Annotated in this window: 22 protein-coding genes, 1 tRNA gene and 1 pseudogene; 16 read left to right on the plus strand and 8 right to left on the minus strand. The window is 61.1% G+C overall.

The window, feature by feature from the left end:
* Positions 1-137 precede the first annotated feature (137 nt).
* Together EFB14_RS12150 and phoR are read right to left on the minus strand one after the other, a co-directional pair.
* Positions 138-1172 carry a substrate-binding domain-containing protein gene (locus EFB14_RS12150; RefSeq protein ID WP_125842219.1) on the minus strand — a complete coding sequence of 345 codons (1035 nt, stop codon included), beginning with the start codon at positions 1170-1172 and terminating at the stop codon, positions 138-140.
* 281 nt (positions 1173-1453) lie between these two features.
* On the minus strand, positions 1454-2677 hold the full coding sequence (phoR, locus tag EFB14_RS12155; protein WP_125842217.1) for a phosphate regulon sensor histidine kinase PhoR: 1224 nt from the start codon (positions 2675-2677) through the stop codon (positions 1454-1456).
* A gap of 242 nt (positions 2678-2919) precedes the next feature.
* Here phoR and ppk2 point away from each other — a divergent pair, with 242 nt between their 5' ends.
* A complete protein-coding gene (gene ppk2 / locus EFB14_RS12160; protein ID WP_126825578.1) occupies positions 2920-3801 on the plus strand; it encodes a polyphosphate kinase 2 in 882 nt (293 codons plus the stop codon).
* Positions 3802-3840: 39 nt separating this feature from the next.
* Here the strand turns inward: ppk2 and EFB14_RS12165 are convergent, their stop codons facing one another.
* Positions 3841-5043, minus strand: coding sequence for a regulator (locus EFB14_RS12165; RefSeq protein WP_126825581.1), 1203 nt, complete (start codon positions 5041-5043; stop codon positions 3841-3843).
* Positions 5044-5330: 287 nt separating this feature from the next.
* Between EFB14_RS12165 and EFB14_RS12170 the strand changes: the two genes are divergently transcribed.
* The 3 genes from EFB14_RS12170 (at position 5331) to EFB14_RS12180 (ending at position 8002) form a co-directional block, all read left to right on the plus strand.
* Positions 5331-6290, plus strand: a complete 960-nt coding sequence (locus EFB14_RS12170) for an NAD(P)H-dependent flavin oxidoreductase (protein ID WP_125842211.1) — start codon at positions 5331-5333, stop codon at positions 6288-6290.
* 119 nt (positions 6291-6409) lie between these two features.
* A tRNA-Thr gene (locus EFB14_RS12175) sits at positions 6410-6485 on the plus strand.
* Between the two features lie 842 nt (positions 6486-7327).
* Positions 7328-8002, plus strand: coding sequence for a hypothetical protein (locus EFB14_RS12180; RefSeq protein WP_126825583.1), 675 nt, complete (start codon positions 7328-7330; stop codon positions 8000-8002).
* Between the two features lie 274 nt (positions 8003-8276).
* On the opposite strand, the gene EFB14_RS12185 is transcribed toward EFB14_RS12180, so the two are convergent.
* A complete protein-coding gene (locus EFB14_RS12185; RefSeq protein WP_126825586.1) occupies positions 8277-8783 on the minus strand; it encodes a hypothetical protein in 507 nt (168 codons plus the stop codon).
* Positions 8784-9328: 545 nt separating this feature from the next.
* Between EFB14_RS12185 and EFB14_RS33400 the strand changes: the two are divergent.
* Positions 9329-9692, plus strand: a pseudogene (locus EFB14_RS33400) (hypothetical protein).
* A gap of 234 nt (positions 9693-9926) precedes the next feature.
* On the plus strand, positions 9927-11420 hold the full coding sequence (locus EFB14_RS12200) for an MDR family MFS transporter (RefSeq protein WP_125842203.1): 1494 nt from the start codon (positions 9927-9929) through the stop codon (positions 11418-11420).
* Between the two features lie 187 nt (positions 11421-11607).
* Here EFB14_RS12200 and EFB14_RS12205 read toward each other — a convergent pair whose 3' ends face one another.
* Entirely contained in the window at positions 11608-12354 is a 747-nt protein-coding gene (locus EFB14_RS12205; protein ID WP_125842200.1) for a glucose 1-dehydrogenase, read from the minus strand.
* A gap of 107 nt (positions 12355-12461) precedes the next feature.
* Here EFB14_RS12205 and EFB14_RS12210 point away from each other — a divergent pair, with 107 nt between their 5' ends.
* Positions 12462-12803, plus strand: coding sequence for an ArsR/SmtB family transcription factor (locus EFB14_RS12210; protein ID WP_125842684.1), 342 nt, complete (start codon positions 12462-12464; stop codon positions 12801-12803).
* A gap of 9 nt (positions 12804-12812) precedes the next feature.
* Here the strand turns inward: EFB14_RS12210 and EFB14_RS12215 are convergent, their stop codons facing one another.
* On the minus strand, positions 12813-13709 hold the full coding sequence (locus tag EFB14_RS12215) for a GntR family transcriptional regulator (protein ID WP_126825589.1): 897 nt from the start codon (positions 13707-13709) through the stop codon (positions 12813-12815).
* A 237-nt stretch (positions 13710-13946) separates the two neighbouring features.
* Between EFB14_RS12215 and EFB14_RS12220 the strand changes: the two genes are divergently transcribed.
* From EFB14_RS12220 to EFB14_RS12250, 7 genes are all read left to right on the plus strand, one after another.
* A complete protein-coding gene (locus EFB14_RS12220) occupies positions 13947-15449 on the plus strand; it encodes a UxaA family hydrolase (protein ID WP_126825592.1) in 1503 nt (500 codons plus the stop codon).
* Between the two features lie 93 nt (positions 15450-15542).
* Complete coding sequence (locus tag EFB14_RS12225; protein WP_126825934.1) at positions 15543-16562, plus strand: aldo/keto reductase; 1020 nt, start codon at positions 15543-15545, stop codon at positions 16560-16562.
* Positions 16563-16571: 9 nt separating this feature from the next.
* A complete protein-coding gene (locus tag EFB14_RS12230) occupies positions 16572-17018 on the plus strand; it encodes an RbsD/FucU family protein (RefSeq protein WP_126825595.1) in 447 nt (148 codons plus the stop codon).
* Positions 17019-17228: 210 nt separating this feature from the next.
* Positions 17229-18218: an ABC transporter substrate-binding protein gene (locus EFB14_RS12235; protein ID WP_125842190.1), complete on the plus strand. Its 990-nt coding sequence runs from the start codon at positions 17229-17231 to the stop codon at positions 18216-18218.
* A gap of 104 nt (positions 18219-18322) precedes the next feature.
* Entirely contained in the window at positions 18323-19876 is a 1554-nt protein-coding gene (locus EFB14_RS12240; protein ID WP_125842188.1) for a sugar ABC transporter ATP-binding protein, read from the plus strand.
* 27 nt (positions 19877-19903) lie between these two features.
* The gene (locus EFB14_RS12245) at positions 19904-20878 is read left to right on the plus strand and encodes an ABC transporter permease (protein ID WP_125842186.1); all 975 of its coding nucleotides are present in this window, start codon (positions 19904-19906) and stop codon (positions 20876-20878) included.
* Between the two features lie 67 nt (positions 20879-20945).
* Complete coding sequence (locus EFB14_RS12250; protein WP_125842184.1) at positions 20946-21962, plus strand: zinc-binding alcohol dehydrogenase family protein; 1017 nt, start codon at positions 20946-20948, stop codon at positions 21960-21962.
* Here EFB14_RS12250 and EFB14_RS12255 read toward each other — a convergent pair.
* Both EFB14_RS12255 and EFB14_RS12260 read right to left on the minus strand, forming a co-directional pair.
* Positions 21959-22684, minus strand: a complete 726-nt coding sequence (locus EFB14_RS12255; RefSeq protein WP_125842182.1) for a copper homeostasis protein CutC — start codon at positions 22682-22684, stop codon at positions 21959-21961. The genes EFB14_RS12250 and EFB14_RS12255 overlap by 4 nt on opposite strands.
* 50 nt (positions 22685-22734) lie before the next feature.
* Positions 22735-23940 (minus strand): LysR family transcriptional regulator, encoded by a 1206-nt coding sequence (locus EFB14_RS12260; protein ID WP_125842682.1) that lies wholly within the window; start codon positions 23938-23940, stop codon positions 22735-22737.
* Here EFB14_RS12260 and EFB14_RS12265 point away from each other — a divergent pair.
* Entirely contained in the window at positions 23935-24261 is a 327-nt protein-coding gene (locus EFB14_RS12265; RefSeq protein ID WP_126825599.1) for an acetyltransferase, read from the plus strand. The two genes, EFB14_RS12260 and EFB14_RS12265, sit on opposite strands and share 6 nt — an antisense overlap.
* 196 nt (positions 24262-24457) lie before the next feature.
* Positions 24458-25366 (plus strand): glycine betaine ABC transporter substrate-binding protein OsmF, encoded by a 909-nt coding sequence (osmF, locus tag EFB14_RS12270; protein WP_125842178.1) that lies wholly within the window; start codon positions 24458-24460, stop codon positions 25364-25366.
* Positions 25367-25415: the final 49 nt, after the last annotated feature.

A 25415-nucleotide genomic window follows, 5' to 3' on the forward strand; every position in this document is an offset into this window, starting at 1 on the left:
CCAAGCCCGGCAGCTTCATCAGCTTGCCTTCGGCTTACAATCATGCGGAATGAATTCAATCCTGCGACGGACATGCCGGCGGCAGGGAGATAAAGCAATGCCGGCGCGGGCCTGAAGGCGCCGCGCCGGCATTGTCATTACATGGACTTGCCGGCTTCGACGTCCTTGCGGATCGCTTCGCGCTCAGCATCCGGAGCGGCAACGAGGCCGTATTCAGCGAGCGGGCCGTCGGGGCCGATCATCTTGTCGGATACGAAGAAGTTGACGTATTCCTTCAGGCCCGGAACGGCGCCGAGATGTGCCTTCTTGACATAGAAGAACAGCGGGCGGGAAACCGGATAGGTGCCGTTGGCGATCGTTTCGGTCGACGGAACGATGCCGCTCATGCTCGCAACCTTGAGCTTGTCGGCGTTGTTTTCATAGAAGGAAAGGCCGAATACGCCGACGCCGGTCTTGTTGGCGGCGATGCGTGCGAGGGTTTCCGGATAGTCGCCGTCGATGTCGACTGCAGCGCCGTCCTTGCGGACTGCAACGCATGCCTTGCCCTGGGCGGCCTTGTCGGAGATTTCCTTGGCGATGACGTCAAGAGCGCCCGAAGCCTTGCAGCCGGCGGCGAGAACGTTCTGTTCGAAGACTTCGCGCGTGCCGTGCTTTTCGCCCGGGATGTAGGCAGCGATATCAACAGCCGGGAGCTTCGGGTTGACTTCCGACCACTTCTTGTAGGGGTTGGCGACGAGCTTGCCGTCAACGACGACCTGGGCTGCGAGGGCCTTGTAGATGTCGGCCGGAACGTAAGCAACGTCGGGGTTGGACGAGTCGGTTGCGAAGACGATGCCGTCATAACCGATCTTGACTTCCTGGATGTCGGTTACGCCGGCAGCCTTGCAGGCTTCGGCTTCATTCTTGTTGATCGGACGCGAAGCGTTCGCAACGTCGATGGTGTCTTCGCCAACGCCCTTGCAGAATTCCTTCAGACCAGCGCCCGTGCCGCCGGATTCAACGACCGGCGTTTTGAAGTTGGTGAAGGTTTCGCCGAAGGACTCGGCGACGATCTTTGCGTAAGGCAGGACGGTGGACGAACCAGCAACCTGAATCTGGTCGCGGGCGACGGCAGCGCCAGCGAAAGCAGCAGTTGCAGCGAGCGCGGCAACGGTGAGCTTGAAGGTGTTCATGTAAATCTCCCGGCATTTGGGCTTGTGTGAGTGCGGCCTATGAGAGGCCCTCGCAGTGCCTTTTTTCATCGGCGGGACTCTCTTAGCGCTTTAAGCCTCGTCCTTTTATGTCAAACTGATGAAACATTTGTGACAGTTTAAGCTATTGATTTATAATTCGAAATTATAACTCGGCCGATTAATCGTGTCAGCGAGCAGAAGAGTTCGGCGGTCAATCTACCTCGCGTTGTATAAACCGGCTGCATATTGGCGACGAGAGGAGGACGACTGCCAACACATTGTCAGAAGCGAACTGTAAAATCCGTGCCCTTGCCGACTTCCGATTTTACGATCAGCCGCGCCCGGTGGCGTGTGAGGATATGCTTGACGATCGCAAGGCCGAGGCCGGTGCCTTTCTTGGACCGGCTATCCTCGATACTGACGCGATAGAAACGCTCGGTCAGGCGCGGCACGTGCTCGGCCGGTATGCCGGGGCCTTTGTCGACGATGCTGACCTCCACCGGGTTGCCCGCGCCGTTCTTCAGCCAGACATCGACGATTTCGCCCTCCTGGCCGTATTTGCAGGCATTTTCCATCAGGTTCTCGAAGACCTGGACAAGCTCGTCGCGGTCTCCAAGCACCTCCACCTTGCCGTCGGGCAAATGCAGGTTGATGTCGACGCCGACGTCCCTGGCGAGCGGCACCAGCGAGTCCCTGACATGGCCGAGCAGCGGCACCAGATCGATCTTCTCGTCAGGCGCGATATGCGATTTCAGCTCCAGGCGGGAGAGCGACAAAAGGTCGTCGACCAGCCTGCTCATGCGCGTCGTCTGATCGAGCATGATGTTGAGAAATTGCGCCTGCGCCTTCGGATCGTTCTTGGCCGGCCCCTGGATGGTCTCGATGAAACCGCGCAGCGATGCGAGCGGCGTGCGCAGCTCATGGCTGGCATTGGCGACGAAATCGGACCGCATGCGGTCGATGCGGCGGACCTCTGAAATATCGCGGAAGGAGAGGATGAAATAACGCTCGCGCAACCCCTCCTCGGCCTCGAATTCGACGGGGGCGCTGCGCACGATATAGACCCGCTCGGAGGGCAACCGCTCGGAATGCTCGATCTGGTTCGGCGCATTGGTGGCGATGGTTTCACGAACCATGTCGAGAACGCCGGGCGAGCGCAGGCGGGCGGAAATGTGGGCGCCGAGCGTCACCTCGCCGAAGGCTTTTTCGGCGGCGCGGTTCTGGAAGAGCACCGAGGCATCGTCGGACAGCACCATGACGGGGATATCGAGGCCAGCGAGCGTGGCCGACACCTCGGCCAGGCGGCTCGGCGGCGCCTCCGGCTCGATCTCCACCGGTTCGACGGCTTCGGCCTTGATCACCGGCGCCTCGTTGAAAAGCGCGGTCAGGATCATGGCGAGGAGCAGGATGAGCACGGCCCATTTGTTCATGCCGGCGGCGAGAGCCACGAGGGCGCTCAGGATCGCCGCGAGCAGCACCGGCCGTTCGCGCCGGATGCGCGCCAACAGGCTCTTTGTCCACGATGTTTCGTCTTGCAAGTGCCCTCGCGGCGTCGATTCGTTTATCGTCATATTGAACTCTGCCTGATAGCGGCAATTCATGACAGAAGTTTTCGGGCAGTGTCTCCGATGCGAAAGGCCGCAGCAAAAATCCGCAAAAAACTCCAGGCCAAAAGCGAAAGATTTGATTTTCAACGGTAAATATGTTCGCCTGCGGCAGGAGAAACAAGCAGGCGCAGGAGGACCATATGGACGAGGACGTCGAAAACAGAGCCGTGGAGCTGGATATCCGGGACAAGAAACGCGTCTTCGATGTCGACGATCCCATCCTGCCGGACTGGGTGGAGGAAAAAGCGCTGGCATCCGGCGATTTTCCCTACAAAAAGAAGCTTGCGGAAGAGGACTATCTGGAGCAGCTGGAAAAGCTGCAGGTGGAACTCGTCAAGGTGCAGTTCTGGCTGCAGGCGACCGGCAAGCGGGTGATGGCGCTGTTCGAGGGACGCGACGCGGCCGGCAAGGGCGGCGCGATCTCAGCTTCCTCGGCGCATATGAACCCACGCCTTGCGCGTGTCGTGGCACTGACCAAGCCCACCGAACGCGAGCAGGGACAATGGTATTTCCAGCGCTATATCGCGCAGTTTCCGACATCAGGCGAGTTCGTGCTCTTCGACCGCTCCTGGTACAACCGCGCCGGCGTCGAGCCGGTCATGGGCTTCTGCACGCCGCAGCAATATGAAGACTTCCTCAAACAGGCGCCGCAGCTCGAAAAGATCATCGCCCATGAAGGCATCTTCTTCTTCAAATTTTATCTCGATATCGGCCGCGAGATGCAGCTCAAGCGCTTCCACGACCGCAGACACGATCCGCTGAAAGTCTGGAAGCTGTCCTCGATGGATATCGCGGCGCTGACGAAATGGGGCGACTACAGCGCCAAGCGCGACCGGATGCTGAAGGAAACCCACGCGGATTTCGCGCCCTGGACTGTCATCCGCGCCAACGACAAGCGGCGAGCGCGCCTGGAACTGATCCGCCACATGCTGAACAGGATGGATTATGACGGCAAGGACAAAAAGGCGCTCGGCACAGTCGACGAGCAGATCATCGGCTCCGGGCCTGGCTTTCTGAAATAACGCCTTCCGAAATAGACCGGTGCTTGGCGGAAAGCCGCATCACTGCCCCGGCAGGATGCGGACCGCGAAGAGGTTGATGCCACGCGCCTTGCCGTCGAGATCACTGTTGATCGTCAGCGTGCCCGGCGAATTCGGCGCCAACGACCGGTCGAACTTCACCTGCAGCAGCGCATCCGACTTTTCGCGGGTGACGCTGAAGCGATGGCGGGCGCAATTTCCGAGCGATTGAAAATTGCATTCGACGGTGACTTGCGTCGGCTCGTCGCTGGTCGACTGCAGGGTCAGCGCGATCGTCGAGGATTTGCCGGCGAGCTGCTGCAGCACCGACGCCGGCACGCTGATCGAGATATTGCCGTCGGCCGCACCGCTCTCGGAAATCAGGCGGACGGCGGGGCCGTCATTCTCGGTGATTTTTTCGGTGCGCGCCCGCCGACCGTTCTGGATTTTGTCGGCCTCATCAGGCTTGAACACGGGGATCCAGTCCGCCGAAAAACTGTTCTGCGGGTCGATGGTCACGGGTTCGTCGGTGTGGGAGCCGGTGTTTGCGGCGCCATCGTTCTTGGCGCTATCGTCATTGCCGGTGAAATCCTCGGGCTGCGTGCTTGCCGGCGGATTGGCGACGCTGGTGTCGCGCTCGGCCGCCGTCAGGAGCAGCCCCGACGTATGCGCCCACCAGGCGCCGATGCCGATGAAGGCAAGCAGCACGCACCAGACGAGAAGCCTTGAAAAGAACTTGCGCGGCTTGCGCCGGCCGGCAGCCCGCTCCGGGCGGAAATCCATGTCTTTGGCGCGTTGGCCGCGTTGCAGCCGCTCCTCGCCGACTGGGGCGGCGGCCAGATGATCGGTATTGCTCGCATGCACGTCATCGAGGCTCGAATCGTCGCCGCGACGCATGATCACGTCGGGGGCGCGTGTCTCGCCGGAGATCATGGGGCTGTCGATATCGTCCACGTCAGGCCGGTGAACCGGAGCCGGCGGCATTTCGACGACCGGCGGCACAGGCACTTCCGGCGGCCTCTGGCGGGGGTGGAGGCGATCCCGCTCCTCGCCTTCGATGGCGTGAATGGTGCTTTCCAGGCGATGGCGGTGATGGGCGACGACCTCGGCATCGGTGATATCCTGCTTGCGCAGGCCGGCTTCCAGCGCCTGGCGGGCGGACTGATAGATCCTCGCTCGAACCTCCGGATTGTCGCGTTCGGAATTCTCGAGCGCTGTTCTGATGGCCGTTTCTAATCCGCTCACGTCAAGTCCTTCACTGTGAATCCGGCATCCGACTGCAATCCCCGCCGTTCTCCATCAAAATTCGGTAGCGGCAAGCGCGGCAAACCGCAAGCCTCGCGGGCTTGGCCGCAATTGATCGGCGGGGGATAATGAGTGGCTTTCACGGCTTGCGGATCTCATTTTATGACTCTCTTCGGACTATATATTCGTCGTGAAATCGTCGAAGGCGTGGCGGCCGCTCTTTAATCACCTTTTCATCTCTGTTATGAGATTGACGTTTTCGTAAACGTCAATGGAAGCGGTGAAGCATGGCCCTGCCCCCGATCCTTACGGACAAACTCAGACTGCCGGTCATCGGCTCGCCGCTCTTCATCATCTCGCATCCTGCGCTGACGCTGGCGCAATGCAAGGCGGGCGTCGTCGGCGCCTTTCCGGCCCTGAACGCCCGGCCGGAAAGCCAGCTCGACGAATGGCTGGCCGAGATCACCGAGGAACTCGCCCGCCACGATGCCGCCCATCCCGAGCGGCCGGCAGCGCCCTTTGCCGTCAACCAGATCGTGCACATGTCGAACAAGCGGCTGGAGCACGACCTCTCGCTCTGCGTCAAATATAAGGTGCCGATCGTCATCTCCTCGCTCGGCGCCGTGCCCGAGGTCAATGCGGCTGTGCATTCCTATGGCGGCATCGTGCTGCACGACATTATCAACAACCGCCACGCCCATTCGGCGATCCGCAAGGGGGCCGACGGGCTGATCGCAGTGGCGGCCGGCGCCGGCGGCCATGCCGGCACGCTTTCGCCCTTCGCGCTGACCCAAGAAGTCCGCGAATGGTTCGACGGGCCGCTGCTGCTGGCCGGCGCGATTTCCACCGGCGGCGCAATCTTGGCCGCCCAGGCGATGGGCGCCGACATGGCCTATATCGGCTCGCCCTTCATCGCGACGCAAGAAGCGCGCGCCGCGGACGCCTACAAGCAGGCGATCGTCGCGGGCGCGGCCGCCGATATCGTCTATTCCAACTATTTCACCGGCGTGCACGGCAACTACCTCAAGCCCTCGATCGTCGCCGCAGGCATGGACCCCGACAACCTGCCGATCGCCGACCCTTCCAAGATGGATTTCGAGCAGGCGACCGGCGGCGCCAAGGCCTGGAAGGATATCTGGGGCAGCGGCCAGGGCATCAGCGCCATCAAGGCGGTCGAGCCTGTGGCAAACCTCGTCGACCGGCTGGAGGCCGAATACAAGGCGGCGCGTGCCCGGCTGGCGCTCTGAGGCGTTGCCTTGCCGCGCCCCTCTTTTTTGCCAAAGGCATGACAGGGTGCTTGAAATCTTCAAACAATGCCTGTATCAGCGCCATGCAAATCGCGGGCCGCATGTTTCGGCCGTGAAACGCCGCTTTAGCTCAGGTGGTAGAGCACATCATTCGTAATGATGGGGTCGCAGGTTCGAGTCCTGCAAGCGGCACCATTTTTCTCATGAAATTCAGCAAGCTAGGCCCCAGGACGTCCATATCGGGCGCCTTTATGCCTTCTATTTTCGGTCTGTGTAATCACCGAATAATCACGGGGATCAATGAGCGCCGTGCGGAATGCCGTCCGCCGTGAGGCACTGTGCAATGATGGAAAGAGCCCAATCTCGGCAGCGATACGCGGTTGCCCCGGACCACCCGCGCGTCTTGCATGCCTGATCGAAGCCGAAGCGAGGCGTTGCGCGGGTATGTTCCCGATGCGATTGACCGGCGCGTCATCGGTCGTCCGGGGTGGCCAGTCTTGCCACTCGTCGCCGGCCAAGACTATCGAAGCAAACGGCGACCGGAAGCCGGCAGGGCTGATCCGCGCCGTTCCCCAGTTGGCCCACTTGATTGCGGCGACAAGCTCGATGGGCAACGATTTGAGGCGTCCAAACACCCGGCTCACGCTGATGGATCACGGCGTCTTCCCTCTGTTGAAAGGAAGACCCGTTATAGCGCAATGCAGGAACATTATCCTCACAGGCCGACGAGATTGCAGGACACTATTTCTCTTCCGTTCTTGATCGATCGGTTGCGGTTCGTCCCGCGTTGAAACCTGTGGTCAAGGGGTGGATCAATAAGCGAGAGGCGTGCGCCGGCATTGAATTCGTCTCAAATTCTGTTGTCTCCTGTCGCGGTCACCGGAAAGGCAGGTTCGGAATGTATGATTGGGCTATATGGCTTGTCGCGCAAATCCCTTTGGCTGCGGTCCTTGCGGTCGCCTACTTCTTCAAGGACGCTCTAGCTTCCTGGGTCAATGCGCGAACGAAGCATTCCTTCGACGCGAAGTTAAGAGGAGTTGAAGGCCGATCTCGCGGTCAAGGGAAGAGAGATCGATACGCTCAGGACAGTGCCGTTTTCTGCACGATCAGCGCGGCAAGCATTAGTCGATAAGCGAAAGCTTGAGGCGATTGACCAGATTTGGGCGGCATTAAAGGTCATGCGGCAGGGCAAGTCCACAACCGCCCTTCTCGCAGTCATCAAGTGGGATGCGGTTGCCGACTTGACCGAAAAAGACGGCAACGCCCGAGAGATGTTCAAGACTATGCTGGACAGCGCCAAAATAACTGAGCTTTTCAATCACAATGCTCATGCCGCAATGCCGTACGTTTCGCCAATAGCTGCAGCGCTGTTCAGCGCATATGCTACGGTGATCACTTTCACCCAGGCTCAGCTAGTAGTTCTGCAAACCGGTCTCGGAAAGAATGCCCTTTCGTCACCTGATGCGGTTTACAAGGTTCTTTCGGCAGCTTTGCCTGACTGGTCGGAATATATCAACAAAGTGGGCGCTTTTGGTTTCGCTCAGGTTCTGGACGAGCTTGAGAAGCGGCTGTTGGCGGAGCTTCAGCGTAACATCGAGGGTAGAGGCGATGACGAGGCTCAGGTCACCATTGCGGCGGGGATTTTGGAGCTTGTCCGGGATGCCGAGCGTAAGATGAGCGAGCGAAAGGTACCCGCCCAATTTTCACAATAGATCGCGACCAGATGCCCCATAACTGGTCGTTGCTTGGCGGAATATCGAGCCCATCCGCGATTGCGCTGGCGATCGACTGCTGAACTCCTCGTCCGTCATCTTTTTCCCTGGCGCCCGCTGTTTCGACGGCATCGGCTTGCCGGCCTTTTTCTCATATCCAGTCGTCTGTCGTTTCCGCGAAAAACTTCAGCAAGACTTCCGGTAAAGCTCTTGCGCAAGTGCAAATGACCGAGGAGGGTATGGCCCGTCCGGCGGCGCAGGCATAACCCCGTCATCATTTGATAACTCGCTTGAAAAACCGCCTCAAAACTTCATGGAGAGTCAGGATGGAGCACATGATGATCCACCCACCCCAAAGGCTGATTAGATAAAACGCGGCAAACCGGAAATGACCAAATAGCTCGGTCCCGCCTCGGCACTTCGCGTTGGTGCATGCGGTGATTTGGGCCATGCCATAGGCAGCTAGCGCAACTAGAGCTAGCCCTGAAAGGGCAACGCCTAACGCCTTGGCGGTTGAAATCTGCGGGTCAGGTTTGCGTTTAATCTGGCGTGAGTAAAAGAAATAGATTGCTAAACAGGCGCACGGAAGAGCCGTCGCCAGTGAGGCCGACAGCATCGAAACGGGCGTCTGATCTACCAGGACCGAGAAGATGTTCGCCCAAATATAAGCAAAAATAGGGACGCAAAGCAGTGAAGTCTCCCAGCTTTTTGGGCCAGGTTTATAGAACTCTTGGAAAACAACGACGAAATGGCACGCCAGCGCGAAGAGCGCTGGAAACAATGGGAACTCCCATCGTAGAAGAAGCAATCTCAACAATCTGAAACCTACCCGGCGCTCGATACTGCGTTACGCTTCATCTAGAAGAAGCAACCCCTCCGCAGTCCAGGAGCCACCTTGAATTTCCGGCTTAACCAGACCGTATGAGGCGAGCACCTCGACCGCGATTTCCCCGGCATATAGCCTTGTGATCCAGCCATCCATTACCTCGGCTCAGGCATTCTTCACACATGCACGCAAGGGCTCCTAAGATCCTTTTCTCTTCGGGGGTCACAGCTGTTGCTCCATAACACTTAGAAAATACACGAGTGATAATCGGGTCTTTAGATCGGATCGGTGATCCCTACCACCCATCATTATCATCAGGTGATGGAATTTTTCTCGCTTTGCTTTCAGAGGCGGTCAGGTGCAATCGTCACCGGCAGCATGAAATCTTCATCATCGACGCCCAACGACGGCGGGCCCCGGCTGTGAGATCGCAACCACGGCAGGAACAATGCCCCGGTCGGGCAGGTTTTCCTCCTCGAACCAACAACATGGAGAAAATCATGTCCTGCAATTTCATCGCGATATCGCCTCTTTGATCGGCCTTGCCGGCTCGGCCGTGGCGCAAACGGCGGGTGGAGCGAATTCCAGCGGGCGGCTTCGGTGGCGCCTGTTATCGGCGGGTCGGGCAGTTCGGGCGCAGGTTCGGCTGGAACAGGCTCTGCCGGCACAGGGTCGGCGGGCACGGGTTCTGTCGGCACTGATCCCGGGACCACAGGCAGCACCACCGGCAATGACGGGGTCGATCTCAATAGCGGACGCAGCACGATCAATCCCGGTGGGGTCAATCCGAACCTACAGCCGACGCCCGGTTGCACCGGGGCAAGCGCGGATACCGGCTCGCTTGGCGAGGCATCCCCGCAATAGGGTGGCGCCCTTCCCTTCCGACCATATGAAGGCCCGGGGGGAACGGCTCTGCGCCTTCATTTCGGCTGTCACTATCCTGAACCGGCCCAAAAACGATGGCTGCCGTCAGAATTGCTTTACCGGCCGTCGTCTAGGTCGTAAAAGAACAGCATTCCTCCGCAAGCGGCGCATCATCGCCCTTCCAGCCAGTCTGCCGACATTCCCGGCCATGCGGAGCACCCGAAGAGGATCGTCATGTCGAATGCAGCGCATCGCTCAAACCGCGTGCTTGTCGTCGCCACCATCATGCTCGCAACCTTCATGGTGGCGATCGAGGCGACGATCGTGGCGACTGCGATGCCGCGCATCGTCGGGCAGCTCGGCGGCTTTTCCTATTATAGCTGGGTGTTTTCGGCTTTCCTGCTGGCGCAGTCGACGACGACTGTCATCTACGGCAAGCTTTCCGACATCTTCGGGCGCAAGCCGGTGCTGATCGGTGGCATCGTCATCTTCCTCGCCGGCTCGTTGCTCTGCGGATTCGCGTGGTCGATGATGTCGCTGGTGCTCTTCCGGCTGTTGCAGGGGCTTGGCGCCGGCGCGATCCAGCCGGTGACGATGACCATTATCGGCGATCTCTTCACGCTCGAAGAGCGCGGCCGCGTGCAGGGCTTCATGGCAACCGTCTGGGCGACATCGGCCGTCGTCGGGCCGCTGGCCGGCGGCATCATCGTCGATAACATCTCCTGGGCCTGGATCTTCTGGATCAACCTGCCGATCGGCATCGTCTCGATCGTCGCCTTCATGGCCTTCCTGAAGGAGGATGTGGCGCATAAGCAGGCAAAGATCGATTATCTCGGCGCGGTGCTGTTTTCGATCTCGATTGTCGCACTGCTGATCATGCTGACGGAAACGGACGCGAGCGTCTGGATTCTGCTGTCGCTCTTCGCCGTCTTCGTGGTCGCCGGCCTACTCTTCCTCGCACAGGAGAAGCGGGCGCCGGAGCCGATCATCTCGATCGCGCTCTGGAGCCGCAGGCTGATCGCAACCAGCAATGCGGCGACGCTGCTTGCCGGCATGGCGCTGATCGGGCTTTCGACAATCCTGCCGATCTATGTGCAGGGCGTGCTCGGCCGTTCGCCGATCGTTGCCGGCTTCACGCTCACCATGCTTGTCGTCGGCTGGCCGATGGCGGTGATGCTCTCCAGCCGCTTCTACAAGGCCTTCGGCATCCGTCGGACCTTGCGCGTCGGCAGTCTGCTGTTTCCGTTCGGCGCCTGTTTCCTTTTGTTCCTCACCCCAGAAAGCTCGCCGGCGCTTGCCGGCGCCGGCTCCTTTTTCATGGGCTTCGGCATGGGTCTCATCAGCCTCACCAGCATCGTGCTGGTGCAGGACAGCGTCGAATGGTCGATGCGTGGCAGCGCCACAGCCTCGATCATTTTTGCCCGCAGCCTCGGCAACACGCTCGGCGCCACCGTGCTCGGCGCGATCCTCAATGCCGGCATCAACCACTATGCGAGCGGCGAGGCGGCGGCCGGCCTGCACGAGGCGCTGAACCAGCCGACCGGGCTTTCGGCGCTCGCCGCCGATCCGGCGATCCGCTCGGTCTTCAATGCGGCGCTGCACTGGAGCTTCTGGGGCGTGGTCGTCGTTGCGGTGCTGACCTTCTTCACCACCTGGCTGATCCCGGTCGGCCATAACAGGCGTGAAGAGCCGGCCGCAGGAACGGCAAGCGAGGCGGCCTCGCAATAGCGATCCCTAGAGAATTTCCGTTTTTCTCCGAATCACGGAAATTCTCTATCTCTTTGTTCTCACGCAATTCCGGACGCAAAACCGCTACGCACTTTTGCTGGAATTGCTCTAGCGGAACAGCTTCGGGCATCTCCGGACTGCGGTGGCGTACGTCTCCCGTCAAGGAGCACATACGCCACCACAACTGTCAGCGGAAACCGCCGCTGGCGGCCAAGCGCTCGCCGGTCAGCCAGCGGGCATCGTCGGAAGCGAGGAAGACCGCGACACCGGCGATATCGTCCGGCTGGCCGGTGCGGCCGAGCGGCGTCTGGGCCACCAAAACCTGCTCGAAATCCGAGCCGATGACGCCGGCGGTGTGCGTGCCTTCGGTCTCGACGATACCCGGGAGAATGGCGTTGACCCGGATCTTGCGCGGCCCCAGCTCCTTGGCAAGTACGCTGTTGATGCCCTCCACAGCACCCTTCGTGCCCGTATAGACGGAAGAGTCAGGCGGAGCCAGGCTGGTGACAACAGACGAAATGTTGATGACGCTGCTGCCCTCGCCAAGATGCTTGACCGCTGCCTGGGTGGTCAGCAGAACGCCCAGAACATTCACGTCGAAGATGCGACGATACTGTTCCTCGGTCACCTGCTCGATCGGCGCGAATTCATAGACGCCTGAGTTGTTGACCAGCACGTCGAGCTTGCCGAACTCCTTGACCGCGGCATCAACCAAGCCCTGTGCCTGTGCCGCCTTGGAAACATCGCCCTGGACCGCAATGGCTTTGCCGCCGGCCGCGCTGATCGCCTCAACCACGGCATCCGCTCCCGCCTTGCTCGACGCGTAATTCACCACCACCTTCGCGCCCTCCGCCGCAAGTGCCTTGGCAATCGCAGCACCGATCCCTTTGGAGGCCCCCGTTACGATTGCGACCTTTCCTGTCAGCTTAGCCATCTTCCATTCCTTCTGATCCGGACTGCCGTCGAGATTGGCGGCTTTGTTCCTTAGTTCAGAAATTCGGAACTATTGATCCTGATGTCAAGGGGCGCTATATGAAATTCATGAGACCGCTCTTTCACCCAGCAATAGAGGACATCCGGCCTGAGGCGATCCTGTACGCGCTCTCCGACCCGGAACGCGTGGCCATATTTACGCAGCTTGCCGCCGGCTGTGGAGTGACGTGTTCTGCGCTTGCCGATCTGGGTGAGCGCACCATTCCGAAGTCCTCGCTATCGAACCATTTCAAGGTGTTGCGCGAATCCGGGCTGATCCGGAGCGAGCGCCAGGGTGTGGAGATGCGCAACCAGAGCCGCTGCGCAGAGCTGGATGAGCGCTTCCCGGGCCTGATCGAGGCCATTCTGACTGCTTACAGACAGCGTCCCGGCCAGCCGAAAGCGGATTGACCTGAAGGCTCAAGCGCTCTCGGCGGTCGGCGGCAGAGACTGCAGCAGGGTCTGGCGCGCGGAGCGCAGATGTGCACGGCAGGCCTTTTCGATTGCCGCCTGGTCGCCGGAATCGAGTGCTGCGATATAATCCAGATGTTCGTAGATCGCTCGCTCGTTGCGCTCGCGCGCGGCGGTCTTGTTCCACTGGTAGTGATAGTGGAAGATGATGGCGATCGCATCGTAGAAATCGGCGATGAAGCGGTTCTTCGAGGCGCGGTGGATCAACAGGTGGAAGCGCTCGTCGAGGACGGAGAAATCCTTGAAACGCTGGTTGATGTCGGCAAGCATGGCGAGATGGTCCTCGCGCATGGCGGCAAGATCGATCCAGGCCTGGTTGTCGCGGGGAAGCCGGCCGAATTCGGCGGCGGAATGCAGCTCGAACATCTCGCGCACATCGGCAAGCTCAAGGGCGAATTCGCGCGTGAAGCCCTTCAGCGTCCAGTGGCTGTTCGGACGTTTTTCGATAAGGCCGAAGCGGGAGAAGCGGATCAGGAATTCGCGTACGCTCGTCGTGCCGGTGCCGATTTCGCGGGCAAGCTCCAGTTCGTTGATCTGCATGCCGGGCGCGGCATCATCGGCAAGGATGCGCTGCATGAAGCTGCGCTCGATGATGTCATGCAGCGAATCCGTCTCTTCGGAAGGGAAGAGGTCGCGGTCCGTCGGCTGGCGCAGCACGATCTTCTGGCGCTTGTTCCAGCGGATGATGCCTTCTTCGCTCAGCCTGGTGAGGATGGCGCGCGCCGTGCTGCGGCTAACGCCGAGCTGGGCGGCGATCTCCGGCTCCGAGGGCAGCGCCGTATCGGTGCGCAGCGCGACGGCATAGCGATTATATGCCTCCTTGAAGACCGTGTTCTGCCTTGCCATCAGACCCCCGCTTTTCCGCCCGCGTGCCGCGACCGCCGTTCCCGCTCAAAAGCAGGAAGGCGCCGGACCAAGGGCCTGTCCAAATGACCCTTAGCTCATTTCTGGCCGCCTGCGGCTCATTGCCTCCCTCGTCCACAGGATCAATATTCCCGTTGACTTGAAAATGTTTATTGTAGATAAAAAACAAAATCAATGCGCATTCGCCGATGCAGCGGGCGTTTCCTCAGGGAGAAAAGATTGGACAAACAGCCTTGGATCATCCTCTCGGCCGGAGACAATGTCGCGGTCGCAACGGCGGTTATCGCGCCGGGTTCGACGGTTGCCGGCATTCAGGCTCGCCAGAAGATCGACCCCGGCCATAAGGTCGCGATCGCGGATATTCCGCTCGGCGCGGCGGTGGTGAAATACGGACAGGCAATCGGCCGCACCACTGAAGAGGTCAAGGCCGGCGACCATGTGCACAGCCATAACCTGCATTTCGAAAACGACCGGCTCGCCGCGACCGCCAATTCGGCGCCGGAAACGGCGACGGCGGACGATAAGGCGCGGACCTTCATGGGATATCGCCGCGCCGACGGGCGGGCGGCGACACGCAATTATATCGGCATCATCGCCAGCGTGAACTGTTCCACCACGGTCTGCCGGGCCATCGCCGACGAGGCGAACCGGACGATCCTGCCGCATTACGAAGGCATCGATGGCTTCGTGCCGATCGTGCACGACCAGGGCTGCGGCATGAGCTCGACCGGCGACGGCATGAACGTGCTGCACCGGACGCTTGCCGGTTACACCCGGCATGTGAATTTCGGCGGCGTGCTGATGATCGGCCTCGGCTGCGAGGTCAACCAGCTGACGCTGTACGGCCAGAGCGGTGCGGGCGCCTCCAAGCGGCACTTCAACATCCAGGACGCAGGCGGTTCACGCCGCGCGGTCGAGCGCGCCATGGGCGTGCTGCGCGAAATCGCCGCCGATGTCGGCAAGGAGCGGCGCGTGCCGATCTCGATCGGCGAGATCATCATCGGCCTGCAATGCGGCGGCTCGGACGGCTTTTCCGGCATCACCGCCAATCCGGCGCTCGGGGTGGCGGCCGATCTGCTGGCTGCAGCCGGCGGCACGGCGATCCTTTCGGAAACCTCGGAAATCTACGGTGCCGAACACCTGCTGCGCAGCCGCGCCGTCAGCGACGAGGTGGCAAAGAAACTCGACGAGAAGATCGCCTGGTGGGAGCAATACGTCGCCCTTCACGGCGCTTCGCTCGACAACAACCCCTCGCCCGGCAACAAGCGCGGCGGGCTCACCACCATTCTGGAAAAGTCGCTCGGCGCAGTCGCCAAGGGCGGCCGCTCACCGCTGACGGCGGTCTATGGTTATGCCGAGCGGGTTACGGCGCCCGGCCTCGTCTTCATGGACACGCCCGGCTACGATCCGGTCTCGGCGACCGGCCAGGTGGCCGGCGGGGCGAACATGATCGCGTTCACCACAGGCCGCGGCAGCTGCTTCGGCTGCCGGCCGGCGCCGTCGCTGAAGCTTTCCAGCAATTCGGCACTCTATGCCTCGATGGAGGAAGACATGGACATCGATTGCGGCACGATTGCCACCGGCGATGCGACGATCAGCGGCAAGGGCCGCGAGATCTTCGATCTCATCGTCGATACCGCGTCTGGCAAGAAGACGAAGAGCGAGATCTTCGGCTATGGCGATAACGAATTCGTGCCCTGGCATCTGGGCGCAACGCTCTAATCTTTGTTTTATGCAATTCCCGGGAAACCCGCTTCGCACTTTTCCCGGGATTGCTCCAAATAAACAGTTTCAGCTTCTTCGCGAGGAGGAATGATGAAGACGAGACGGATCGGCAAGACCAAGCTTGAGGTGACCGAAATCAGTTTCGGCGCGGCGGCTCTTGGCGGCCTCTATCGGGAATGCCCGCGCGAGCAGGCGATGGACACGCTGCAGGCGGCCTGGGATAGCGGCATCCGCTATTTCGACGTCGCGCCCTGGTACGGGCTCGGCCTTGCAGAACGGCGCGTCGGCGACTTCCTGCGCGACAAGCCCGAAGGCGATTACGTGCTGTCGACCAAGGTGGGCCGGCTGATGCGGCCGGTGCCGACCGGAACCGTGCCCAATTACGGCTATGTCAATCCGCTCTCCTTCGATGCCGATTACGACTATTCTTATGACGGCATCATGCGCTCGGTCGAGTTCAGCTATGCCCGCCTCGGCCTCAACCGCATCGACATTCTCTACGTGCACGATATCGGCGGTTATACGCATGGCGCGGCGAAAAACGCGGTCCACCTGAAACAGTTCCTCGATTCCGGCGTAAAGGCATTGGAAGAGCTGCGCTCCTCGGGAGCAATCTCCGCTTTCGGTCTCGGCGTCAACGAAGTGCCGGTCTGCCTCGATGTCATGCGCCATACCGATCTCGACTGCATCCTGCTCGCCGGCCGCTATACGCTGCTCGACCGTTCGGCCGTCGACGAACTCCTGCCGCTCTGCCGGCAGAAGGGCACGTCACTCGTCGTCGGTGGTGTCTTCAACTCCGGCATACTCGCCACCGGCCCTGTGCCGGGTTCCCATTTCGACTATCTTCCGGCAGATGACGACGTGCTCGCCAAGGTCGGTGCGATGGAGGCGATCGCCAAACGGCACGGGGTGCCGCTCGCGGCTGCCGCCATGCAGTTTCCGTTGCGGGAGGCGATCGTCGCATCCGTGCTGATCGGCACGGCGAAGCCTTCAAGCCTGACGCGCAATATGGAGATCGTCGAGCTGCAGCTTGACGACGGCATCTATGCCGAATTCGAACCCTATACGCTGGTCGCGCCGCCGCTCGGCGCCGAAGCAGTCCGAGTCTAAGGAGACAACATGCTCAAGGGTATCCATCCGTTGCTCGGCCCCGGCCTGCTCCATGCTCTGAAGACCATGGGACACGGCGACGACATCGTCATCGCGGACGCCAACTTTCCCTCGGGCTCGATGGGCCCGCCTGTCATTCGTGCCGATGGCGTCAGCGCCACTGATATGGCCGAAGCGATCCTGACCCATATGCCGCTCGACACCTTCGTGCCGGAAACGGCATGGCGGATGGAGGTGGTCGGCGATCCCCACGCGGTGCCGGAAGTCTGCGCCGAGTTCCAGGAGATCGTCACCAGCCGCGCCGGCGATTTCCGTATCGTGCCGGTGGAGCGCTTCGCCTTCTATGCGATGGCCCGCAAGGCTGCCTATATCGTCGCGACGACCGAATTCCGGCTGTACGGCAACCTGATTCTAAAAAAGGGTGTGGTGCATCCACACGAAGTCGACATGGCTTGACACCTTATTTTAGGCTATCGTGGTATTGAAATAAAATCAGTTGCTTGGGGGAAATTTTTCAGAGAAAAAAAGCGAGATTGGCGTACTTGCAATTTGAATGCGCCTCGGCTAGCTTCTCCCGGCAAATGTTTTTTATCGATAAAAACCCTCCGCCAGCGTTCAGCGGTCCGGTTTAATTGGAGGAGAACGCATTTTGAGAGGAGAACCCTTATGAACATCGTAAAATCCCTTCTGTCGCGCCGCGCCTTTGCAGCGCTTGCAGGCGTTGCCGTCATCGCCACGGCAGTGCCGGCAACGTCCTTTGCTGCAGAGGTGACGATCCCGATCATCGTCAAGGACACGACGTCCTTCTACTGGCAGATCGTTCTGGCCGGCGCGCGCAAGGCCGGCAAGGATCTCGGCGTCAAGGTGCCGGAACTCGGCGCTCAGGCCGAATCCGACATCAACGGTCAGATCAGCATTCTTGAGAACGCCGTTGCCGGCAAGCCGGCCGCCGTCGTCATCTCGCCGACCGAGTTCAAGGCGCTCGGCAAGCCGATCGATGAAGCCGCCAAGTCGGTTCCGATCATCGGCATCGACTCCGGCGCCGACTCCAAGGCGTTCAAGTCGTTCCTGACGACCGACAACGTCCAGGGCGGCCGTATCGCTGCTGACGGTCTTGCCGCCGCCATCAAGGGCGCCACTGGCAAGGAAGAGGGCGAAGTCGTCATCCTGACCAACCTTCCCGGCGTCGGCTCGCTGGAACAGCGCCGCGAAGGCTTCCTGGATCAGGTGAAGACCAAGCATCCCGGCCTGAAGGTGATTGCCGACAAGTACGGCGATGGTCAGGCAACGACCGGCCTCAACATGATGACCGACCTGATCACGGCAAACCCGAAGCTCGTCGGCGTCTTCGCCTCGAACCTCATCATGGCGCAGGGCGTCGGCCAGGCGATCGCCGAAAACAAGCTCGGCGACAAGATCAAGGTCATCGGCTTCGACAGCGACGACAAGACGGTCGGCTTCCTCAAGGATGGTGCGATCGCCGGCCTCGTCGTTCAGGACCCCTATCGCATGGGCTATGACGGCATCAAGACCGCTCTTGCCGTCTCCAAGGGCGAAAAGGTCGAGAAGAACGTCGACACCGGCGCAAACCTCGTCACCAAGGCGAACATGGCCGAGCCGAAGATCGACGCTCTGCTGAACCCGAAGATCAAGTAAAACGGCAGGCAGGCCGCGCCGGTTTCAAAAACCGGCGCGGCCTTTCTCATCCATGGTATGGTTCACCAGGGATGGAGCAGACGTGACAAGAGGAGGAGAGGTCCATGATCGGACTCGAAGAGATCAGTCATCGCCACGATGACAGCGCGACGCTGAAAGAAGCCAATCGAATTGCCGCCGGATCGCCCATCCTCGAACTGAAAGGCCTGCAGAAGAATTACGGTCACGTACAGGCGCTGAAGCCTGCGACGCTGACCTTCCTTGCCGGCGAAATCCACGCCATCGTCGGCGAAAACGGCGCCGGCAAATCCACCCTCATCAAATTGCTCACCGGCGTCATCCCCCGCACGGCCGGTGAGGTCCTGTGGTGCGGCCATCCGGTGGGGCTGTCGACGCCGAACGAGGCAATCGCCCGCGGCATCAACGCCGTCCACCAGGAGGTCGTGCTCTGCCGGCATCTGACTGTTGCCGCCAATCTCTTCCTCGGGGACGAGGTCAACCGTTTCGGGCTGATGCGCAAGAAGCAGATGGAGAAGATGGCGCAGGCCGTTCTCGACGATCTTGGCTTCGGCCTGCCGGCCGGTGCGCTTCTGAGCTCGCTGACGATCGGTCAGCAGCAGCTCGTCGCCACCGCGCGCGCAGCCATGCGCGGCACGCAGTTCCTGATCTTCGACGAACCCACGGCCTATCTCACCCGCCAGGAGTCCGCGCAGCTCTTCAAGCTGATCCGCCGTCTGCAGGGCGAAGGCGTCACCATCGTCTATATCAGCCACCGCATGGAGGAAGTTTTCGAGCTTGCCGACCGTGTCTCGGTGCTGCGCGACGGCACGCATGTCGGCACGCGCCTCATCGGCGAAACCAATGACGCCGAACTGATCGCGCTGATGATCAATCGCTCGATCGAGCAGATCTACCACAAGGAAGACATTCCGATCGGCGAGACGATCCTCGACGTCAGGGGGCTTACCGGTCCGGGCTTCGAAGATGTGTCGCTGAGCGTCAAGGCAGGACAGATCGTCGGGCTCTATGGCCTGATCGGCGCCGGGCGCAGCGAATTTGCTCTCGGGCTCTACGGGCGCCAGCCGACAACTGCGGGCGAAATCCACTGGATGGGCAAGCGCGTCGACATCAAGAACGAACGCACCGCGATGGAGCTCGGCATTGCGCTCGCGCCCGAAAGCCGGCGCGACCAGGGGCTCTGCCTCAACCTGCCGATCGGTCTCAACATCAACCTGCCGGTGTTCGGACGCCTCAGCCACGGCGCGGTCATCAATCACGCGCGCGAATCGGCGAATGCCGACAAGCAGATCCGCGATCTCAGCATCAAGACGCCGAGCCGGCGCGTTCCGGCCTCCAGCATGTCGGGCGGCAACCAGCAGAAGATCGTCATCGGCAAGTGGCTGAGCCACGGCGCTCGGCTTTTCATTTTCGACGAGCCGACCGTTGGCGTCGACGTTGGCACCAAGGCGGAAATCTACCGGCTCTTCGCCAAGCTTCTGAAGGAGGGGGCAGGCATTATCCTGATCTCCTCGTACCTGCCTGAGGTCTACGAACTGGCCGACCGGCTGCACGTCTTCCGCAGCGGCAAGCTCGTCGCGAGCCATGATTTCCATACGGCGACGCATGAAGAAGTGCTCAGCGAAGCGATCGGCGTCTGAGCTAGAAGAATAAGAGGGAGAAAACCTATGACTGCCACCCCCACCGAAATCGTCGCGCCGCCGCCGCGCCGGAAGATGAACATCCTGTTCGGCCTGACCCTGATCGGGTTGCTGATCTTCCTCTGGGTCGTGCTCGGCTTCTCGACGGACAGCTTTTGGACGCCGCTCAACATCTCCAACCTGCTGCGCCAAGGCGCGATGACGGCGATCCTGGCGCTCGGCCAGACCTTCGTCATCATCACGGCTGGTATCGACCTTTCCGTCGGCGCCATCGTCGGCTTCTGCACCGTCATCATCGCCTGGCTGCTACAGGCGGGCATCCCGCTCTGGGCGGCGATCATACTGACGCTGGCAATCGGTGTTGCGATCGGCGCCTTCCATGGCTTCGGCATCGTGCATATGGGCCTGCCGCCATTCATCATCACGCTGGCGACGCTGACATCGCTGCGCGGCATTGGCCTCTTGATCACCAACGGTTCGACGATCAGCATCACCGACGAGAGCTTCAGCAACTTCGCCCGCGCCGATTTCCTTGGCGTTCCAAGCCTGTTCTGGATGGTCATCCTGGTGGCGATCCCCTCCTTCGTCTTCCTGCATCTGAGCCGTTGGGGCCGCTATCTCTTCGCCGTCGGTTCGAATGCCGAGGCAGCGCGCCTTTCCGGCGTCAACGTCAAGTGGATGATCTACCTCGCCTATATTCTTTCGGCATCGTTCGCGGCTTTTGTCGGCGTGCTGCTCGCCTCGCGTATCGCAATCGGTAACGCGACACAGGCCGACGGCTGGGAACTGCAGGCGATCGCCTCCTCCGTCATCGGCGGCACCAGCCTGTTCGGCGCGGTGGGTTCCGTGCATGGACCGCTGATTGGCGCCTTCATTCTCGCCACCATCAACAACGGCGCGAACCTTCTGAACGTCAACTCCTTCTGGCAGCGCATCATCACCGGTCTGCTGATCATCGTGATCGTGTTCTTCGATCAGCTGCGCCGCCGCCGGAGCAATTGAGCGACAAAGGGACAGCCGGCCTGCCTGTCAGGCCGGCATCCTCAATTCCAGCAATGCGAGACCCGTCATGAAAGCAGTTCTTTGCCGGGAGCCCGGCGTGCTCGATATCGTCGAGCGTCCTTCGCCTGCGGAACCTGCAGCGGGCTGGGTGCGCCTTGCCGTCAGCCATGTCGGCATTTGCGGCACGGACTATCATATTTTCGAGGGCAAACATCCCTTCCTCGAATATCCCCGGGTGATGGGCCATGAGGTCTCGGCGACGGTGCTGGAAGCGGGCGACGGTGTGGCCCTCGCGGTCGGCACGCCCGTCATCGTCAACCCCTATCTCTCTTGCGGGCAATGCGTCGCCTGCCGTCAGGGCAAGCCGAACTGCTGCACAAACATCAAGGTGCTCGGCGTCCATACGGACGGCGCTTTCTGCGAGGAAATCTCGGTTCCGGCCGAGAACCTCTATCCCGCCAAGGGCTTAAGCCTCGAGGCCGCGGCAACCGTCGAGTTCCTGGCGATTGGCGCTCATGCGGTGCGCCGATCGATGGCGGCTGCTGGCGCACGGGCGCTTGTCATCGGAGCCGGACCGATTGGGCTTGGGGCAGCGCTCTTCTCGCGCATCGCAGGTCATGAGGTCACGCTGCTCGATACCAGCGCCGAACGATTGCAGATGGCATCGGAGCGTTTCGGCTTCACCTCCGGCATCGTTGCCAACGAACAAACGGCTGATGCCGTGCGGGAAAAGACCAATGGCGACGGTTTCGACGTGGTCTTCGACGCGACGGGTTACGGCCCGTCGATGGAGAAGGCCTTCTCCTTCGTTGCCCATGGCGGCGCGCTGGTGCTGGTCAGCGTCGTCAAGGACGATATCCGCTTCTCCGATCCCGAATTCCACAAGCGCGAAATGATGCTGATCGGCAGCCGAAACGCTACCCGAGCCGATTTCGAACATGTCGCAGATTCGATCGCCAAAGGCCTGGTGCCGGTGGAGAAGCTCATTACCCACCGCACAACGCTTGCCGACGCGCCGCGCGATCTCGCGCGCTGGGCGCATGAGAAGAATGGACTGATCAAGGCGGTGATTAGTGTTACCTAAAGCGTCGCCGCGATCGCGCGGCGCATCTCCCTGACCACCGTGACATCCGTCTTATTTGTGCTTTTCGCCTCGAAGCCAAACGCGACCGCTCGCGGGTCTGCACTTTCGACAGGCGAACTGCAGGAGCCGTGGACCTCGCGGGCGCCGGTCGCCCGCAATATTTCGCCGACATTTGCCGGGCGAATGCCGCTGCCCGGCATGATCGCGATGCGGCCGGCGGCCTTTGCAGACATGCGCTTCAGCGTTTCCAGACCATCGGCCGCCTTTAACGCGCAGCCGGAGGTGAGAATGCGTTCGCAGCCGAGTTCGACCGCCTGCTCCAGCGCCTGATCGGCATCCGGCACCAGATCGAAAGCGCGATGCAGCGTCGAGCCGAGGCCGGCCGCATGCGCCTTCAAGCGGTGGATCAGCGGCATGTCGAGCGTACCATCCCGCCGGTTGGCGCCGATGACGACGCCGGCAAGGCCTTCTGTGCGCACGGCATCGATATCGATCATCATCGCTTCCTCGTCCGTCCCGTCGAAGATGAAGGGACCGGCATGGGGGCGGATCATTGCGTAGACCGGGATGGGCGCCCTGGCGGCGATCCTCATCAGGCTCGGCAGCGGTGTCAGGCCGCCGAGCTCGAGGGCTGAGCAGAGCTCAATGCGGCCGGCGCCGCCCTCGATCGCGGCGGCAAGGCCTTCGGCGCTGTCCACGCATACTTCCAGCAGAATGGTCACGTGCAATCTCCCTCGTTCCGCCTGTGCATTCCTTAAACCAGGGCGCCTGATTAGGCGACGGGTTGCGATGTAATCCTCGCCGCCGCGTCGATGATGACAGCGCAGGCATCGGCGGCTGCTTTACGATGGTTGAAGGCGACGTGATAGGACATCGGCACACGCACGTCGAGATCGACGATGCGCACCTTGTTGGCAATCGGCATGGCACTGACGCGGCCGAGGAAAGAGACGTAGCCGTGATTGGCGACGAGGTCGACAATCACGGGGAGCGAATCCGCCGCGGTGATGTCCTGACTGCGCAAACGCCGGTTGGGCGTGCGCGCATCGCTGAAGGCCATAGCCGCGTGGCCGAGGCCCGTTCGCGGGCTCGGCATGCAGATCGCATGGCCGGCGACGAGATCGGCGACGCTGGTTTCGATGCTATTCGGCGGCGCGATCACCACCATATCGGTCTGCAGCAGTTCACGATGCCGGAAGTTTTCGAGGCCGAAGACCGAATCCAGGATGGCGACATCGATACGGCCGTTCTTCAGCGCCTCGCGCAGATCGTCGGCGGTCATCGAGACCAGCGAGATCGCATTGTTGTTGCGGCGCGCATTCCATTCCGAAACCAGCACACCCAGGCAGCGCGCCACCCAGCTTTCCGATCCAGTCGGAATGATCGAGCCGATGCGCAGCGAACGGGCGGTGCGCCGATAGCGCTCGTCAGCCGAAGATTTCAGATCGTTCCACGCCTGGCTGATCCCCATGAAGATCTGGTAGGCGCGCCTGCCCTCCTCCGTCAGCACCGACCCCTGCGCCTGCCGCTCGAATAGGCGGTGGCCGAAAAATTTCTCGAGATTGGCAAGCTGAAGCGAAAGCTGCGGCTGACCGAGTCGAAGGCGGCGGGCGGCGCGGTTGATGCTGCCTTGGTCGGCGACTTCGAGAAAGCGCTCCATCGTAACGATCTTGATGGGAATGCGGGATGCCCAGGCCTCGTAGACCTCTGCGGCGGCCACGCTGTCGTGACCGCTCACTTGGCCGACCTCACCGATCGCGGCCGTGATCGGCTCCAGGCCTTCCAGCACCCGGCCGCTTGCGAGCAGCATCACCAGCTCGCCGGAGGTGCGTTCCGTCAGCTTGATCGCCAGTTCGATCTCGAGATTATGGATTGCGGTCGAGACGGTGGAAGGCGACAGCTGGAAGCGCCGCGCTGTCTCGCGGACGGACCCTGTTGTCAGGACATGGCTTGCAATGAACAGGGCACCGAGATGCAAACGGCTACTCCGGAAAGCGCTGGAAAAACCGGACGATATGATGTGTTCATGAAAAAAGATATCCCTGCCTCGGGATCGGCAGTCTATCGTTTGCTGCATAAAAATCCGGGCGGTGGAAACCCACGAGAGAGCACCGGAACACCGTGGAAACACGCAAGGGGACAAAAACAAATCACGCCGGCCCTGGAAATGGGAATGTGTTTCCGCGCGCGGAGGCGCATTCCCCGCCATAATCTCGGCGCGACCGCAAATACTGGAGGGGCTTGCATCGATTTTTCGGGCATGCACGCTATTTCCATGACGCACGCAATTCCGGCATGATGGCGGCCTCGTCGCCCTCGCCGGCGGATTTCCTGAGCGCAAGTCCTACCAAGGGCTTGGGCACTGCATGATTCCTGAAATCGGAGCCGACTTCAGGATAAATTATGCGGCTATTCAAAGTGCTGCAGCGTCCTTTGCACGTCTGAAAGACGTGCGCCGCTGCAGGGTCAACGGTGTTTAAACAAGGGGATATTCCATGCTGAAGAAACTCGCACTTGCCGTTTCGCTCTCCGCCTTTGCGGTGGGTGCGGCCCAGGCCGCCGACGTCGTCGTGTCGTCGAAGATCGACACCGAAGGCACGTTGCTCGGCAACGTCATCGCGCTCGCTCTCGAAGCGAACGGCATCAAGACGCAGGACCGCATCGCGCTCGGCGCCACGCCTGTCGTGCGCAAGGCGATCACCGCAGGCGAAATCGACATCTATCCGGAATATACCGGCAATGCCGGCTTCTTCTTCAACAAGGCCGACGATGCTGCCTGGAAGAATATCGACCAGGGCTATGAACTGGCGAAGAAGCTCGACTACGACGCCAACAAGATCGTCTGGCTGACGCCCTCGCCGGCGAACAACACCTGGGCGCTCGCCGTGCGCAACGACGTCGCCGGCCCGAACAAGCTGAAGAGCCTTACGGACTTCGGCAAATGGGTTGCCGGCGGCGGTGCCGCCAAGCTTGCGGCTTCGGCCGAATTCGTCAATTCGGCCGGCGCGCTTCCTGCCTTCCAGACGACCTACGGCTTCCAGCTGAAGCCCGACCAGATGGTCGTTCTCTCCGGCGGCGACACGGCGGCGACAATCAAGGCGGCCGCCGACCAGACGAACGGCGTCAACACCGCCATGGTCTACGGCACGGACGGCGCGATCGAGGCGGCCGAACTTACCGTTCTCGAAGACGACAAGGGCGTGCAGCAGGTCTATGCGCCGACGCCGATCATCCGCGAAGAGGTGCTGAAGGCCAACCCGAAGATCGAGGAAGTTCTCTCGCCGATCTTCAAGGGCCTGACCGCCGACGAACTGCGCAAGCTCAACGCCAAGATCCAGGTCGATGGCGAGCCGGCGAAATCCGTCGCCGAGGCCTATCTCAAGGAAAAAGGCTTTCTGAAGTAGTCGCCCCCTGCTCCGCCCGGCTGCGGGCGGAGCCTCCCTTTGCTGACAG

It is taken from the genome of Rhizobium fabae (assembly GCF_003985135.1).
GTDB lineage: Bacteria > Pseudomonadota > Alphaproteobacteria > Rhizobiales > Rhizobiaceae > Rhizobium > Rhizobium pisi.

Excerpts from the sequence above, each read along its gene's own strand:
- EFB14_RS12150 (WP_125842219.1), bottom strand. The coding sequence starts at position 1,172 with ATGAACACCTTCAAGCTCACCGTTGCCGCGCTCGCTGCAACTGCTGCT.
- ppk2 (WP_126825578.1), top strand. The coding sequence starts at position 2,920 with ATGGACGAGGACGTCGAAAACAGAGCCGTGGAGCTGGATATCCGGGAC.
- EFB14_RS12170 (WP_125842211.1), top strand. The coding sequence starts at position 5,331 with ATGGCCCTGCCCCCGATCCTTACGGACAAACTCAGACTGCCGGTCATC.
- EFB14_RS12200 (WP_125842203.1), top strand. The coding sequence starts at position 9,927 with ATGTCGAATGCAGCGCATCGCTCAAACCGCGTGCTTGTCGTCGCCACC.
- EFB14_RS12205 (WP_125842200.1), bottom strand. The coding sequence starts at position 12,354 with ATGGCTAAGCTGACAGGAAAGGTCGCAATCGTAACGGGGGCCTCCAAA.
- EFB14_RS12210 (WP_125842684.1), top strand. The coding sequence starts at position 12,462 with ATGAGACCGCTCTTTCACCCAGCAATAGAGGACATCCGGCCTGAGGCG.
- EFB14_RS12215 (WP_126825589.1), bottom strand. The coding sequence starts at position 13,709 with ATGGCAAGGCAGAACACGGTCTTCAAGGAGGCATATAATCGCTATGCC.
- EFB14_RS12225 (WP_126825934.1), top strand. The coding sequence starts at position 15,543 with ATGAAGACGAGACGGATCGGCAAGACCAAGCTTGAGGTGACCGAAATC.
- EFB14_RS12230 (WP_126825595.1), top strand. The coding sequence starts at position 16,572 with ATGCTCAAGGGTATCCATCCGTTGCTCGGCCCCGGCCTGCTCCATGCT.
- EFB14_RS12235 (WP_125842190.1), top strand. The coding sequence starts at position 17,229 with ATGAACATCGTAAAATCCCTTCTGTCGCGCCGCGCCTTTGCAGCGCTT.
- EFB14_RS12240 (WP_125842188.1), top strand. The coding sequence starts at position 18,323 with ATGATCGGACTCGAAGAGATCAGTCATCGCCACGATGACAGCGCGACG.
- EFB14_RS12245 (WP_125842186.1), top strand. The coding sequence starts at position 19,904 with ATGACTGCCACCCCCACCGAAATCGTCGCGCCGCCGCCGCGCCGGAAG.
- EFB14_RS12250 (WP_125842184.1), top strand. The coding sequence starts at position 20,946 with ATGAAAGCAGTTCTTTGCCGGGAGCCCGGCGTGCTCGATATCGTCGAG.
- EFB14_RS12265 (WP_126825599.1), top strand. The coding sequence starts at position 23,935 with ATGCAAACGGCTACTCCGGAAAGCGCTGGAAAAACCGGACGATATGAT.
- osmF (WP_125842178.1), top strand. The coding sequence starts at position 24,458 with ATGCTGAAGAAACTCGCACTTGCCGTTTCGCTCTCCGCCTTTGCGGTG.